General features: G+C 57.3%; 17 protein-coding genes and 1 pseudogene. 16 read left to right on the top strand and 2 right to left on the bottom strand.

What is annotated here, in order from left to right; translation table 11 throughout:
• Positions 1–27 precede the first annotated feature (27 nt).
• The 7 genes from CR157_RS16415 to CR157_RS16385 all read left to right on the top strand — a co-directional run bounded on the left by CR157_RS16415 (position 28) and on the right by CR157_RS16385 (position 6,502).
• Positions 28–1,182: a phosphoribosyltransferase domain-containing protein gene (locus CR157_RS16415; protein WP_110284621.1), complete on the top strand. Its 1,155-nt coding sequence runs from the start codon at positions 28–30 to the stop codon at positions 1,180–1,182.
• Entirely contained in the window at positions 1,179–1,937 is a 759-nt protein-coding gene (locus CR157_RS16410; protein WP_110284620.1) for a hypothetical protein, read from the top strand. Before CR157_RS16415 ends, CR157_RS16410 begins: the two co-directional genes overlap by 4 nt.
• On the top strand, positions 1,934–3,070 hold the full coding sequence (locus CR157_RS16405; protein ID WP_110284619.1) for a cysteine protease StiP family protein: 1,137 nt from the start codon (positions 1,934–1,936) through the stop codon (positions 3,068–3,070). Before CR157_RS16410 ends, CR157_RS16405 begins: the two co-directional genes overlap by 4 nt.
• A complete protein-coding gene (locus CR157_RS16400; protein WP_110284618.1) occupies positions 3,070–3,945 on the top strand; it encodes an aldolase/citrate lyase family protein in 876 nt (291 codons plus the stop codon). Before CR157_RS16405 ends, CR157_RS16400 begins: the two co-directional genes overlap by 1 nt.
• Positions 3,946–3,969: 24 nt before the next feature.
• Entirely contained in the window at positions 3,970–4,113 is a 144-nt protein-coding gene (locus tag CR157_RS22645; protein ID WP_181422087.1) for a hypothetical protein, read from the top strand.
• Positions 4,114–4,494: 381 nt separating this feature from the next.
• Positions 4,495–5,106: a TerD family protein gene (locus CR157_RS16390; protein ID WP_110284616.1), complete on the top strand. Its 612-nt coding sequence runs from the start codon at positions 4,495–4,497 to the stop codon at positions 5,104–5,106.
• Between the two features lie 220 nt (positions 5,107–5,326).
• Positions 5,327–6,502 (top strand): TerD family protein, encoded by a 1,176-nt coding sequence (locus CR157_RS16385; protein WP_110284615.1) that lies wholly within the window; start codon positions 5,327–5,329, stop codon positions 6,500–6,502.
• Between the two features lie 362 nt (positions 6,503–6,864).
• On the opposite strand, the gene petA is transcribed toward CR157_RS16385, so the two are convergent.
• Positions 6,865–7,461 carry a ubiquinol-cytochrome c reductase iron-sulfur subunit gene (gene petA / locus CR157_RS16380; protein WP_110284614.1) on the bottom strand — a complete coding sequence of 199 codons (597 nt, stop codon included), beginning with the start codon at positions 7,459–7,461 and terminating at the stop codon, positions 6,865–6,867.
• A gap of 416 nt (positions 7,462–7,877) precedes the next feature.
• Between petA and CR157_RS16375 the strand changes: the two genes are divergently transcribed.
• Together CR157_RS16375 and CR157_RS16370 are read left to right on the top strand one after the other, a co-directional pair.
• Positions 7,878–8,528, top strand: coding sequence for a methyltransferase family protein (locus CR157_RS16375; RefSeq protein WP_110284613.1), 651 nt, complete (start codon positions 7,878–7,880; stop codon positions 8,526–8,528).
• 134 nt (positions 8,529–8,662) lie between these two features.
• Positions 8,663–8,951, top strand: a pseudogene (locus CR157_RS16370) (urease accessory protein UreH domain-containing protein); the annotation flags it as partial.
• Here CR157_RS16370 and CR157_RS16365 read toward each other — a convergent pair.
• The gene (locus CR157_RS16365) at positions 8,945–9,361 is read right to left on the bottom strand and encodes a MerR family transcriptional regulator (RefSeq protein ID WP_110284612.1); all 417 of its coding nucleotides are present in this window, start codon (positions 9,359–9,361) and stop codon (positions 8,945–8,947) included. The pseudogene CR157_RS16370 and the gene CR157_RS16365 sit on opposite strands and share 7 nt — an antisense overlap.
• Positions 9,362–9,614: 253 nt before the next feature.
• Here CR157_RS16365 and CR157_RS16360 point away from each other — a divergent pair, with 253 nt between their 5' ends.
• The 7 genes from CR157_RS16360 to CR157_RS16330 all read left to right on the top strand — a co-directional run.
• Positions 9,615–9,866 (top strand): hypothetical protein, encoded by a 252-nt coding sequence (locus CR157_RS16360; RefSeq protein ID WP_110284611.1) that lies wholly within the window; start codon positions 9,615–9,617, stop codon positions 9,864–9,866.
• A gap of 75 nt (positions 9,867–9,941) precedes the next feature.
• A complete protein-coding gene (locus tag CR157_RS16355) occupies positions 9,942–10,637 on the top strand; it encodes an SCO family protein (protein ID WP_258364208.1) in 696 nt (231 codons plus the stop codon).
• A 65-nt stretch (positions 10,638–10,702) separates the two neighbouring features.
• Positions 10,703–11,143, top strand: coding sequence for a DUF411 domain-containing protein (locus CR157_RS16350; RefSeq protein ID WP_110284831.1), 441 nt, complete (start codon positions 10,703–10,705; stop codon positions 11,141–11,143).
• A gap of 15 nt (positions 11,144–11,158) precedes the next feature.
• Positions 11,159–11,722 carry a TlpA family protein disulfide reductase gene (locus CR157_RS16345; RefSeq protein WP_181422086.1) on the top strand — a complete coding sequence of 188 codons (564 nt, stop codon included), beginning with the start codon at positions 11,159–11,161 and terminating at the stop codon, positions 11,720–11,722.
• A complete protein-coding gene (locus CR157_RS16340) occupies positions 11,719–12,099 on the top strand; it encodes a hypothetical protein (RefSeq protein ID WP_181422085.1) in 381 nt (126 codons plus the stop codon). Before CR157_RS16345 ends, CR157_RS16340 begins: the two co-directional genes overlap by 4 nt.
• 17 nt (positions 12,100–12,116) lie before the next feature.
• Positions 12,117–12,860, top strand: coding sequence for a cytochrome c biogenesis CcdA family protein (locus CR157_RS16335; RefSeq protein ID WP_110284610.1), 744 nt, complete (start codon positions 12,117–12,119; stop codon positions 12,858–12,860).
• 23 nt (positions 12,861–12,883) lie between these two features.
• The coding region (locus CR157_RS16330; RefSeq protein ID WP_258364207.1) for a WD40/YVTN/BNR-like repeat-containing protein at positions 12,884–13,435 on the top strand (552 nt) is incomplete at its 3' end.

The raw sequence follows: 13,435 nt of genomic DNA, 5'->3' as shown, positions 1-13,435 counted from the left end.
CCAGAGCCTTCGAAAAGGAACAAGAGCATGAGCGCTCGCCATCTCTCTCACTCTATCCAGGCCGGCCATCTTGAGCTAGCACTACACGAAAACGGACACCGGCTTGAGGAACTGCTCGGCTTCGCCTCGCGTCTGAACCCTCGGCGCGGCTATCTCTTCGTCTCGCGGGTCTTGGGCAAGCATATCCCTGTTCGCCCCAGCATTATGGATCGCATTCATTCTGAGCTGGCAGAGAGACTTCAGCTGCTCGGGAATAATGCTTACGTGGTAGGCATGGCCGAAACCGCAGTGGGGCTAGGGGCGGGTGTTGCTCGTCATCTTGGTCAGAACAGCGAGCACACCGTCTTTCATCATACGACTCGCTTTTTGGTACCGGACCCCTGGATTCGTATCCGCGAAGCGCATTCACATGCGGACACCATGCATATGGCAAAGCTGGACGAAGAAGAGGCGCGCCTTGCCATGCAGAGCACCCAGGACCTGGTGCTAGTCGACGATGAGATTTCTACCGGCCTGACACTCGCCCGGCTGGCTCAAAGCCTGCTTGAACAGCCTGAGATGACAAGCGTCAAGCGCCTGCACATTGTCTCGATTGTGAGTTGGCTATCAGAGCAAGGCCAGAAAGACTTTCTCTCTCAACTGCCCGAGCGCATCGACGTGCGCTTCGTCCAACTGATGGCCGGCCAGTTCTCCTTCACGCCGAACCCGGACTACGCCCCCCAGCTTCCCGAAGACGTCGACACGAGTTTCTGCGACGTACTGCTGACAGATTATCTCGACAGAGACCGCCTGCCCCATGAGCAGGACGGTCTGTTCGGCAAGATCATCAGGACTTCGTCGCTCGAGCCCGCGCTTTCAGTAATAACGCGGCCAACGGTCATTGTTGGCATGGGTGAATACCTCGATCAACCCTTTCGGATGGCTCTCTCGCTGGAGCAGCGTGGTGGTGACGTACTCTTCCAGAGTTCAACGAGATCACCGATCGCGCTGGGCGACTGCATCGAATCACGTATCGAGCACGCTGCCCCGGGAGCCACTGACAAACGCCACTATCTTTACAATGCGACAAAGGTTCACGCACCCATGGCGTTCGATGGCGTCGGCTGCCCGGAGTTGGCGGAGGAACTGGAAGCCAGCTTTCAAGCGCTGCACTCCCCATCATTTTTCGAGGAGCATGCATGAGCGGCACCCGACTGATCCTCTTTACTGACCTCGATGACACGCTCTTTATGAGTCACCGCTCCTTGCCGGACACCGAGGAACGCAAGTATTTGGGCGCGGTGGATGCACAGGGCGAGCCGCTGTCCTTCCAGACGGGCCATCAGCACAGGCTTTGGTCAGTGCTGAGCCAGGCGGCGGATCTGATCATCCCGGTCACTGGCCGAACCAGCTACGCCCTGAATCGGGTTACCCTTCTTGCCAAGGGTGGGCTCGCTGTCGTCAGTCATGGCGCCCTAGTCCTGCATGATGGCCAGGTCGTGCCAGCATGGCAGAATCATATAGCAGAACGCATCGCCGTGGCACGGGAACGCATGGCCCAGGCCCTACACGAATTGGAGGATCAGCTAGCGCAGGTGGCGCCCGAGTCAGGCATCTCCTTGAGACTGCTCGAAGACCTGGGATGCCCTGTTTATCTGTCGGTCAAGACGCCCACAGAACTGGATAACGACGCCTTGGGTGTCCTTCACGATGCTGCGGAACGGCATGGCCTTCAATTGCATGCCAATACCCGTAATGCCGCCCTGCGGCCCAGCTACACTTGCAAGGCTGATGCGTGCGCCTTCCTACTAAAAGAGATCATCAAGCGTCAGCCAGGCGATACCGTCCTTACGCTGGGCGACAGCCTTTCCGACATACGCTTCATGGATGCTGGCAATATGACCTTGATGCCGACACAAAGCCAAATTTGGACGCACATTAAGGAACTCGCCCAATGATTGCCCTGGCCCAGCGCACGCCCCTGCATGGCTCCTACCGGCCCGAGGACTGCCAATTCCTGCTCACACCGATCAGGATAGAGTACTTGACCATCGAAGAGAAGGAACGACGTATCCAATCAGGGCAGGCCCACTACAGTGAAATGATCCATCGCGAGGCCGCACCCAGCAGTCGTTATCTGCAGTTATTCGAAACGCTGTGCAACCGCTATGAGGCGCGTCTGGCAAGGGAGGTTCGCCAACTGGCACAACAGCTCATTGCCGATCTCGGTCACAGTCAGGAACCCATTGTGCTGGTCAGTCTTGTGCGTGCCGGCACACCGGCTGGCGCGCTACTGCGCCGCGTCATGGTGGATCATGAATCACAGCCCTGCGAGCATTACAGCGTCTCAATCATTCGGGATCGCGGTATCGATGGAACCGCCCTGGATTATCTGCTCGATGAGGTTGGTGTCAATCCTGAGCGTGTCGTTTTTGTGGATGCCTGGACTGCCAAAGGCGTGATTACCCGAGAACTCCGCCATACTATGACACGTTACAATACCGCTCGATGTGCCCAGGGCAAGACAGCCATCCCGCCCCGCTTAGCGGTGATCTCTGATATCGGCGGCACGGCTGACTATGCAGCGACTTGCGCAGACTATGCCATCCCCTCTGGCATCCTCAATGCCACAGTGTCGGGACTGATTTCGCGCTCCGTCCTGAATGACCAGATTGACGAAGGCGCATTCCATGGGTGCGTCGTGTATCATGAACTGGCCCAGCATGACCAGACGCAACAATTTCTTGATCGGGTCTCGGCCCACTTCGCAACGGCGCCGGCCGACGCAAAGCCAACCGAGGAGAGCGATCGCGTCCGTCAGCGAGCTCTCATGCAGGACATGCTGGCGCAGATTCAGCGTGACTACCTCGTGGAAGAGTTGAATTACATCAAGCCAGGGATTGCTGAAGCTACTCGCGTCTTGCTCCGTCGAGTTCCTGCCCTTCTGCTGCTGCGCGATACGAACCATCCTGATGTCGAACACCTCATGCTGCTTGCGAAAGAAAAAGGGGTGCCTGTGGAAGTGCGCGCCGACATGCCTTTCTATGCCTGTTCATTGATTAAAGCGCTTCCAAGACAGGAGGCCTGCTAATGTCAGCAACACCCAGCTATGGCGCCCTGGGCGCGTCGCTCTACGTGCCGGCGACACACCCCTCTCTTAGCCATATCCTGTCGGAAGGATGCCATAGTGCGCGATCCTTGATCATCTGCACCGAGGATGCTGTTTCCCCGAGATCGGTCGCCTGGGCCGTGCGGCGGCTTATCAAAGAATTGAGGATGGCTCCAGCCAAGACCCCGTTTCTTCGATTTGTCCGGCCGCGAAGCCCCTTTATCCTGCGCCAATTGATTGATGCACCCGAGGCGATGGCGAAGCTGGATGGCGTGGTTATCCCCAAGTTCGATGCGCACACCGCCTTGGACTGGCGGGAAGTCCTTGGTCAGACCCCTAAGCTGGCTGTCATGCCCACCCTAGAGACTGCCCTTCTCTTTCGTGAATCCTCGGTAATCGATACGCTGCAAGCGATCGACGCTCTGGCCAACCCAGTTATTGCGCTGCGCATCGGGGCGAATGACATGCTGGGCGCCATTGGCCTCAAGCGCCAGTCGGGCCAGACGATCTACGATACACCGCTGCGCTCCACAATCGAGCGCCTCATCACGTTGTTCCGGCCGGCTGGCTACGAGCTCGCAGCTCCGGTGTGTGACCTGATCGGCGAGCCAGAAACACTGTCGCGCGAGGTGGCCCAGGATATCGCCTGGGGATTCTATGCGAAGACCTGCGTCCACCCGTCTCAGATCGACGTGGTAGAGGCCCACCTCAGCCAGGCTCTCGAGCGGCAAAGCCAACAGGTGCATAACCTTCTCAGCCGGAGCGACGCCGTTTTCAAGGATGGAGGGCAGATGTTGGAGCAAACGTGCCATAGCAACTGGGCACAACGCATCCAGGCATTACAAGCAGCACAGTAACCCTAACGCAGAGGACCGAATTGCATGATCAATCTCAGCGAGCCAGATCAAACCGCAACTATCGATCTCACCAAGTTAGCGATCACCCTGTCGTCCGAGCGCAGTGGGTCGATGACGGCGATGATGCCGACGGCAACGGTGATCTGGAACTGCGTTGCTCGATTCTGATGCTGAGCGACAAGATGTACCTGGTAGATGCTGAGTGCCACGGCGACCTGAATGAGCCGCCTTATGCCCACCACCATCGCGATGTGCAGAACGCCAGTCAGGGTATGCCAGATGAGGAATCATTATGGTCACAGAGGGCACAACCAAGCGGGCCGGGGCCGATGGCGTTGTGCTGCAGCATCCACTCGGCGCTAGGCAACAGGGCGGTGAGCTGGGAAAAGTCCTGCTCGGTTCGCTCCCCGGTTAATCAGGGAAATTACAATGCCAACAGTGCAGCTACCTGCAACAGCGCCATCGAATGACGGAGCCGAGCTGCCATGCGCTGCGTGCATGGCAGCTCCCGCTCCTGAATAGCCAAATAGACCATTGGAGTCGATTAAAATGACCATTTCACTAGAGAAAGGCCAAAGCATCAGCTTGGCAAAAGAAGGTAGCGAACTCACCCACATCGAGATCGGAGTCAACTGGGGTGCGATCGAGAAGAAAGGCTTCTTTGGCGGTAAGAAGTATGAGGCCGTCGATCTGGATGCCTCGGTCGGTATGTTCGATGCACAAGGTAACGTCGTCGATACTGTCTGGTTTCGCCAGCTAAAATCAAAGTGTGGCTCCATTCAGCACAGTGGCGACGACCGCGAGGGGGATGTTGGCGGCGATGATGGCCAGGATAACGAGGTCATCACCATCGACCTGCCCCAGGTACCTTCGAATGTGACGCAGCTGGCGCTGGTACTGAATTCCTTCAGCCAGCAAAACTTCGGTGATATCCCGTTTGCCAACATCCGTATCCATGAGGGCAAGGCGCAGGGCAACAGTTCCGTCTTTGCCAAGTTTGATGTGGCTCACGATGAAAGCTTCGCCGGCAAAGTGAGCATGATTATGGGTAGTGTCTATCGTCATGGCGCAACTTGGAAGTTCCGCTCGATCGGCGCAGCCATTTCTGAACGCGACTTGGAGACCTCGCTCCAGGCTTTCGCCCGCACCTACACTAGCTAACCAAGGAACGGACATGATGGCAGCCAGCACGCTGGCTGCCTCAACACGGCCATGATACGAAGCGAATCTCTGAGGCTAGAATTGTTAACTATGGGGTGATATTGGAACCCCGGCGCTTGAATACGAGTAGTGCTCCTTCGAGGGCCTGACAGGTGTCGATAGAACCCATGGAAATTCAAGCACCTACTGATAAACAGCCAACAAAAGGAGTAAAAGCAATATGCCAACGAAATTGATTACTGGCCAGAATGCGAAGCTTAGTGGCTCAAGACTGTCTCTCACATTAGAAGCCTCTGCTATGCAAGGAGGCTCGCTGGATGCATCAGTGGTCCTGCTAACCGAGGCCGGGAAGGTCAGCAGTGATCAGGACTTCATCTTTTTTAACCAGCCGCGCCATCCAAGCGGGGCGCTCGTTATGACGTCTGGATCGGTCTTTCAGGCCGACCTTTCCCGGGTGCCCGCGAGTATCCATCGACTAGCGTTCGTGCTCACTGTTGAGGGTGGGCTCGCGGCACTGAAAAACGGCTACTCCTTCACGGTTACCCAGGACCAGGGCGAAGCCTTTAGCTTCGATGGGAAAGGCTCGGGCCGGCAGGAAAAGTCATTGATTGTCTGCGAGCTGTATCGTCGTGACGGGATTTGGAAGGTAAAAGTCGTCGATCAGGGATTCGCAGGCGGCATGGCACCTTTGGCCGAACATTTCGGTGTAGTGGTAGATGATCGCAGCAGCCAGACAGTGCCGCCGGCAGCAGCCCCCGAGCCTGAGAAGCGCATCAATCTGAGCAAGATCACGCTGGAAAAGAAGGGCGATACAATTTCGCTCGAAAAGAAGTCCAGCTCCTTTGGTCAGATCCGCATCAACCTCAACTGGAATCAGGGTTCCGGCTCGAAGAAGCGGGGCATTCTCGGCGCTCTGACTGGCGGAGGGAGCGACGGAAGGATCGATCTCGACCTCGGCTGTATGTTCGAGCTCAAGAATGGACAAAAAGGTGTCATCCAAGCCTTAGGCAAACGTTTTGGCAGCCTCAGTGAGCCGCCTTATATCAAGTTGGACGGCGACGACCGCACAGGCTCAGCGAATTCGGGTGAAAACCTCCAAATCAATGGCAAGTTCTGGAGTGAGGTCGAGCGGATTATGGTCTTTGCCTTCATTTACGAGGGCGTCCCCAACTGGTCCCAGACCGATGGGGTGGTGCGGATCATGTCGCCTGACCAGCCGGAAATCGAAATCCGGATGGATGCGGCTGGTAGCAATCAAGGTTTCTGTGTAATAGCCATGCTGGAAAACCATAATGGCGCACTACACATCTCAAAAGAGGTCAATTACTTCTCTGGCCATGCAAAGGCCGACAAGCAATATAATTTCGGCTTCTCTTGGAAAGCCGGAAGTAAGTAATGGGTCGGTCCAGCCCAATCTGCCCACCATCGGCTAGGTTGACCTGCGCCTGGGTCATGGTGGTGTTAATGGCCAAGTAAAGTAACCCACCGGCCAACGCTTCTGACCCACCCCCGAGGGGGCAGCGCTGCCACCATCCACCTACCGTGTCGGCTCAGCCAAGGGTCGGGAGGGAGACGTGAAGGACTGGGGAATGATTCACAAGATCAAAGCGTTACACGACGGTAAGCGAACGCCGATCACCCCTTGTCGGTGATCAGCGGACGCGTACGTGAAAAGTCACCAACCAGCCGGCCTAGGCTAATCTCAGTGGGAACAGCGTTGGGCATGTCTTGCCAAGACTCTATGACTTGATCCACCCATCAGGCAGTCTCCTCGTCTTCGCCAACGATGATGATGTCATCACTATCATAACGGTGTGGGGGCACTACCAGGTTTGTCGGCGCCGGCACATTGACGAATACGCGACCGGCGAGGTCGAAGCGAGAACCGTGACAAGGGCAGAAATAACCGCCTGGCCAGTTATCGCCCATCTCTGCGGCATCAGGCTCGGGGCGGTACAATGGTGAACAGCCCAGATGGGTACAGATCCCCACCAGGACGCTGATTTCGGGGCGAATGGCTCGCAGCGGCCCTGTTGCGTAAGCGGGCTGTTGCGGGACTTCAGAATCAGGGTCCACCAGATAGGAGGGATCGACATCGCGAGTACGTTCGATCATCTCATCGGAACGATGCACCACCCAGACCGGCTTCCCGCGCCACTCGACGGTCATCTGCTGCCCCACATCCAGTTTGGAAATGTCAGCCTCTACCGGGGCACCCGCAGCCCTTGCTCTGGCACTGGGCTGCCAGGAAGCCACAAAGGGAACCGCCACCCCGACAGCGCCCACCGTACCCACAACGGTAGTGGCACCCACAAGGAAGCGGCGTCGCCCTTTGTTCACGCCGTTGTCGGCCATTCAGGTTACTCCCATCGACTTACCCGCAGCATAACGCAAAAATACCTCCCGCGAGCCACGGATACGAATGAGGATTATCAATAAAAATATAGTAAAAAACGACTGGGTTATCACCCGCTTGTAGCAACAGAAACCCTGATGCAAAGTTTACCTAGGCACCCGATGGCTCATTGATTGGGGGCAGGTCAAGGGAGCCAAAAGGAGCTTGACCTTAAAGTTTGCTTTAAAGATAGACTGTTGTAAACAAGCTTCCGCCTTGCTAGGAGAGAGCGATAGCGAAGCCAGTAGAGTAGGTGTGTGCTTGCCCTGAAGCGCAATAAAGCTGCCAAAACGGTCAATGACCACTGCGGGGTTTGGCGCCAATACGCGAGGAACGATTTCGCCTCCACTTGATGCCACACTGAGAGAATTGCAGCATGACAGAGAACATTTCACATTCCGGATCTTGGGGCCTGGCATTGATCATGATCGTGCTGGTGTCCTGGGCTCTGTATCGTTATCTTGCGCCCCAAACATGGCGTGAGTGGGGCAGTGTCGGAGCAGTCCAGGCGTTTATTATCGCACTGTATGCGGAAATGTATGGTTTCCCGCTCACCATCTATTTGCTCGTACGATTTTTTGGTTTGGACGGCAGCGACCTCCACGCAAATCTTTGGACTACGCTGCTCGATATAGGTAATGCGGGAATGCTTATTTCGATGCTGCTCGGCTATGGCCTGGTCTTTATCGGCATCGGCATTTTTATTCAGGGGTGGCGCGAGCTTTACCGCGCATATCAACAAAACCGGATCGCAACGGAAGGTCTTTATGGTCTAGTAAGGCATCCGCAGTACACAGGGCTATTTATCGCCCTCTTCGGCGAAGGTGTCGTGCACTGGCCGACACTGTTCTCGGTCGGTCTGTTTCCAATTATCTTGCTTGTCTACAGCATGCTCGCGCGCCATGAGGAGCGACGGATGGTTGAACAATTTGGCGAGGAGTACCGCACCTACCGGCAGCGCCTGCCAAAGTTCATTCCACGGATGGACCAAATGTGGAGGCTCATCAAAAGGTTCAGCACAGGCTGAAGTGGTCCAATTGGAGCAGATACCTCGATAAACCTCATAATGGAGGCAGTGGAGGTGCTCATGACCAAGAAGACTCGACATCGGAATTTGGCAAGTCATGGGGGTACCTCAGGCAGTCGCCCAGGAGCGATATGGGCTGGCTGCCCTGTGGGCTGATCTATTCGATGCTGGCCTGGAGTCTGGCCGTGGCCGAGCCGTTGCGCGCCGCGGCGATGATGGGGGCCTTCGGGCTCGGCACCCTGCCCGTCGTCCTGGCGACCGGCGTGGCGGCGCGTCGCTTCTCGCTAGAGAGTCGTCATCTCGGCGACCCGCACGCTGGCGGCGTTGCTGATCATTGCGTTTGCCATCGGGCAACTCTGGCATTTGCACTCCATGACTGGCATGGACGATATGGCCAACGGCATGACGTCGTCGCATCACTGATGGCCACTGACGATAGCGGATTTCTCCGATCCCAGCGTTTCGATCAGTTGCCTCAGGCTGGGAGCCTCGGAAGTATCATCGCGGATCGTGCTATCCAACCATCTCGCTATCGCCTGGAGTTCCTGGATCCGTGAGCGAATACGTGGCGCTTGATCGGCCAGCGGCGTGTACCTATCGACAACCGGAGGGCTGTCTTGGTCCGCCCAGGACAATATCTGCTTGATTTCTGGGAGACCGACTCCCAGCGAACGAAGGCAATCGATGAAACGCAGGCGGCCCAACGCCTCCGCATCATAGAGCTGATAGCCGTTGCGCGGATCCCGGCGCGGTCGCAACAAGCCTTCCCGTGTGTAGTGGCGTACCGTTTCCGCGGTTACCCCACCAGCCCGAGCCAGCTTGGTGACTCGCATGACCTACCCTCTCCCACGTGCCTATGAGCAGTCTACAACCGCAGGGCAGCCCAAGGGTCAAGGCCCTGGCTGGGGCGGCCCATGATGGGAACGCCATCCCGGCCCGAGGTTCCAAAAAGAGGGCTTGACCTTGAAGTGGGCTTCAAGGATACCTTTGCAGCTAGCAGCCCAGCTGCTGAAGGGAAGCCGTAATCAAGCCTTGACACCTGCCTACCTGGCGGGAAGGTGCTTCACAGGAACAAAGGAGAGTGTCATGCGGAAACGTCGTACTGCGATCTTGACCGCCGCCATCATCGCCACCAGCGCCTTCGGGGCCGGCTCGCTCCTTGCGCAGGAACAGGAAGATGCGCAGCAGGAGCCAATGGAGGGCAAGGGCATGCATGGCGATATGATGCAAGAGGGCGGCATGATGGGGATGATGAGTGAAATGACTGCCATGATGGAAAAATGCAATGCCATGATGGAAAACATGCAACAGGGTCATGAGGGCGATAGTAACGCCTGACGTGAGATGGGCAGGGGCTGCTCCGTACAGGAGCAGCCGCTTGACGTTTTTGGTGGTGCGAGGGGAGGACGGTACGTGAAGAATGCAATCTATGCTCCGCTACTTATCCTATCACTGATGACCAGTTCTCCTTCCTTTGCTCATTCCCTTGAGGACGCCGAAGCAGAGTTGCAGGATCGGGAGCGCTACGCCCAGTTTGTCGACCAGCCGGCTCCGGCATTCTCCTTGACCGATGTTGACAGCAATATCGTCTCTTCCTCCGACCTGGAAGAGAGCGTCGTGGTGCTCAATTTCATCTACACGCGCTGCAAGGAAGCCTGCCCGGTGCATATGAACCTGATTGCCGAGGTGCAGGGGCAAGTCAACGATGCCGGCCTGCGTGATGAGGTCGAATTTATCACGATTGCTACCGATAGCGAGGACATCGCTGGCACGCGCAACAACATGCGGGCCTATGGCACAAATTTCGACTTCGACCCCGCCAATTGGCGGTTTCTTTATCGGAGCGAAAACGAGCCTGCCGACACCACACGCCAGGTCGCGGAAACCTATGGCCTCAAGTTCGACGATGTGGCCGAGGGCGTCCAGAGTCATGGCGTCGTGACTCATGTCATCGATCAGTCGGGGCGTATGCGCGCCCGCTTTCATGGTCTGGAATTCGCGCCGGAGCACCTGGTCGATTATGTAGAAGTGTTGGTCAAGGGGCCGGAGGCACTGTCTGACAGCTTATGGGGCCGTATCCATCATTATGTCACCAATATCTTCAATTAATGTTGCGAAAATATAGCACAACAAACCATTGAGTGTTATCCATGACTTTTCAGGAGACCCCACAGATGAAGCACTTGAAGACACTCACCATGGCTGCGCTGATGACCTTCCCCCTTTCGGGATTGGCAGCCGAGACCTCGGCGACTCTCTACAAGAATCCCAACTGTGGCTGCTGTGCCGAATACGCCAAGTATCTGGAACAAAACGGCTTCGACGTGGAGGCGATCGATACCAATGATCTCGCCCAGCTGAAAGCCGAGCACAATGTCCCCGAGAAACTGCATGGTTGCCATACCACGCTCATTGGAGACTACCTCTTCGAAGGCCACGTACCCGTGGAAAGCGTAGCCAAGGTACTTGATGAGGAGCCCTTCATCCAAGGGCTGAGCGTACCGGGGATGCCGCTTGGCTCACCGGGAATGACGGGAGAGAAACGTGGCCCACTCGAGGTCTACACCTTGGCCTTCGAGCCGACCGATACCCCTGAGGTTTACGCCACCCACTGAAGGTGAGCTTTGGTAATGAGAAAACTGATCGGAACCAGTTGGCTAGCGGCGGCATTGTGGGGAGCGATGACCTCTTCGGCCGCCGCCGAACCGCCCGAACGTGTGGGGCCGAATGGATTGCTTCTCTGGGAAAGCCCGCGCGACGTGTCGGACATCAGCTTCGAGGATGTCGATGGTACCTCACTGACGCTGGCTGACTTCGAAGGGAAGCTGATCCTGCTCAACGTCTGGGCGACATGGTGTGGCCCTTGCCGCGAGGAAATGCCCACCCTGGATGCCCTTCAGGCTGAATTGGGTGGGACGGATTTCGAGGTCGTCGCGCTTTCGATCGACCGCAAGGGCATCGAGGTCGTCAACGAGTTCTATCAGGAGGTGGGTATCGAGCATCTTGCCCCCTATGTCGATCAAACCGGCATGGCCAGCGCGGACCTGGGTGCCGTGGGTATTCCCACGACGCTTCTGCTCGACCGCCAGGGCATGGAGATCGGACGCCTGGTCGGGGAGGCCGAATGGAATACCCCCGAGATGATCGAGTTTCTTACCGAAACGATTGAAACCAGTAAAGAGGAAGCGCCATGAGTTGCTGTGACGACAAGACCCCGCAGGGGCAGGAGACCTCCGGTCTGAAAGGCTGGGTGACAGGACCACGCCGCTGGATGCTTTTGGGGGCCGTGGTGGTGGCTGGTGGCCTTGCCATGGGCTGGGATCAACTGGTCCTGCTCGGTATCGCGCCTATCCTGGTAACCCTCTTGCCTTGCCTCGTGATGTGCGGAGCAATGTGCATGATGAAATGCAAGGACAAGAAAGGTAAGGCTACCGACCAGGGCGAAGTCTCTGACGTCCAAGCCAAGGTGGAAGCCTCTCCTATAGCGTCAAGGGCGACCGACACCACCACTCGCCACGAAGCGGATCACAACGTGCCGACCGAGCAGCCCGTGTCGAAGCTTCAAGCCTAGCCGCGGGGTAAGGGGTGATGTGGGAAGTTGCCAATATCGGGCTGGCCACTGCCTTTCTGGCGGGCCTGATTTCGTTCGTTTCGCCCTGTGTCTTGCCGCTTGTGCCTGGCTATCTCTCCTTCGTGGCCGGGCGCTCGCTGGGGCAGATACGGGAAGCGGACCGGCGCGAGCGGCTCCGGGTGTTGACCCAGTCGATATGGTTCGTGCTCGGGTTCTCCACGGTATTCCTGATGCTTGGGGCCAGTGCCACGGCCATCGGTCGCCTGCTGCTGGTCTATCGCCAGGAAGCCAACCTGGTCGGCGGTATCATCGTCATCCTGTTCGGTGCCTTCATGACCGGGCTCATCCCACTGCATTGGTTACAGCGAGAATGGCGGTTTATCGGCAGGCTCAAGGAGGAGGGTGGCGGGCCCGGTGCGGCTTACCTGCTCGGTGTGGCGTTCGCGTTCGGCTGGACCCCCTGCATCGGCCCGATTCTGGGCGCCATTCTGACCGTCAGCGCCTCGACGGCCAATGCCTCGAGCGGCGTGGCGTTGCTCGGCGTTTATTCGCTGGGCCTGGGCGTGCCCTTTCTGCTGAGTGCGGTTTCGCTCGACCGTTTCTTGCACCACCAGAAATTCCTGCGCCGCTGGGGCCGAGTCATGCATCTGGCGGCGGGACTGATCATGATCCTGATGGGTATCCTGATGATCACCGGCAAACTGACCGAGCTGTCCTACTGGTTATTACGCACCTTCCCTGCCCTGGGCAGCATCGGCTAGCCGTTATTCAAGGAATTAGTAATATGAAAAATATTGCGAGTCGTTTCTTGCATGCTCTGTCATTGGCGAGCTTGATCGTGGCCAGCCTGGGCATCGTCGGCATGGCCGGCGCCGCCGCGGAGGCATTGCCATCGCTGAGTTACGACCAAACAGGCGAACGGCTGTTCAAGGTGCAGACCAACCGGCTTTTTGAGAGCACGGATGGCGGCGCGGCCTGGACCGCGATCCCCTTGCCCCAGAAGGTATCGGAAGGACAGTTGGTAGCGGTATCGGCAACAGCCGAACAGGCCCTCTACATCGCGGGCCCCTCCATCGGGGTGCAGCGCAGCACCGATCATGGAGAAAGCTGGCATGCAGCCGATGAGGGCCTACCTAGCCAAGATGTTATCGCTTTCACCGTGCACCGTAACCAGCCAGAAACGCTCTATGCCGTGGTCGTCGATGACGGCCTCTACCAAAGCGAGGATGCCGGCAAGTCGTGGAAGAAGATGGATAGTGGCCCGACTCAGACCATTCGCCGGCTCGTCCACTCCGACATGGAGGGCAGCATGCAGACCGGCTGGCTCTATGCGGTG

Source organism: Halomonas sp. LBP4 (genome assembly GCF_003202205.1).
In the GTDB taxonomy this organism is placed as follows: domain Bacteria; phylum Pseudomonadota; class Gammaproteobacteria; order Pseudomonadales; family Halomonadaceae; genus Halomonas; species Halomonas flagellata.
This window is presented reverse-complemented; position numbering and strand designations above follow the sequence as displayed.

What these genes read in the sequence shown, in the direction of transcription:
- CR157_RS16350 (WP_110284831.1), top strand. Translation starts at nt 10,703, where the DNA reads ATGAAGCACTTGAAGACACTCACCATGGCTGCGCTGATGACCTTCCCC.
- CR157_RS16385 (WP_110284615.1), top strand. Translation starts at nt 5,327, where the DNA reads ATGCCAACGAAATTGATTACTGGCCAGAATGCGAAGCTTAGTGGCTCA.
- CR157_RS16390 (WP_110284616.1), top strand. Translation starts at nt 4,495, where the DNA reads ATGACCATTTCACTAGAGAAAGGCCAAAGCATCAGCTTGGCAAAAGAA.
- CR157_RS16415 (WP_110284621.1), top strand. Translation starts at nt 28, where the DNA reads ATGAGCGCTCGCCATCTCTCTCACTCTATCCAGGCCGGCCATCTTGAG.
- CR157_RS16375 (WP_110284613.1), top strand. Translation starts at nt 7,878, where the DNA reads ATGACAGAGAACATTTCACATTCCGGATCTTGGGGCCTGGCATTGATC.
- CR157_RS16405 (WP_110284619.1), top strand. Translation starts at nt 1,934, where the DNA reads ATGATTGCCCTGGCCCAGCGCACGCCCCTGCATGGCTCCTACCGGCCC.
- CR157_RS16365 (WP_110284612.1), bottom strand. Translation starts at nt 9,361, where the DNA reads ATGCGAGTCACCAAGCTGGCTCGGGCTGGTGGGGTAACCGCGGAAACG.
- CR157_RS16340 (WP_181422085.1), top strand. Translation starts at nt 11,719, where the DNA reads ATGAGTTGCTGTGACGACAAGACCCCGCAGGGGCAGGAGACCTCCGGT.
- CR157_RS16335 (WP_110284610.1), top strand. Translation starts at nt 12,117, where the DNA reads ATGTGGGAAGTTGCCAATATCGGGCTGGCCACTGCCTTTCTGGCGGGC.
- CR157_RS16360 (WP_110284611.1), top strand. Translation starts at nt 9,615, where the DNA reads ATGCGGAAACGTCGTACTGCGATCTTGACCGCCGCCATCATCGCCACC.
- CR157_RS16345 (WP_181422086.1), top strand. Translation starts at nt 11,159, where the DNA reads ATGAGAAAACTGATCGGAACCAGTTGGCTAGCGGCGGCATTGTGGGGA.
- CR157_RS16410 (WP_110284620.1), top strand. Translation starts at nt 1,179, where the DNA reads ATGAGCGGCACCCGACTGATCCTCTTTACTGACCTCGATGACACGCTC.
- CR157_RS16400 (WP_110284618.1), top strand. Translation starts at nt 3,070, where the DNA reads ATGTCAGCAACACCCAGCTATGGCGCCCTGGGCGCGTCGCTCTACGTG.
- CR157_RS22645 (WP_181422087.1), top strand. Translation starts at nt 3,970, where the DNA reads ATGATCAATCTCAGCGAGCCAGATCAAACCGCAACTATCGATCTCACC.
- petA (WP_110284614.1), bottom strand. Translation starts at nt 7,461, where the DNA reads ATGGCCGACAACGGCGTGAACAAAGGGCGACGCCGCTTCCTTGTGGGT.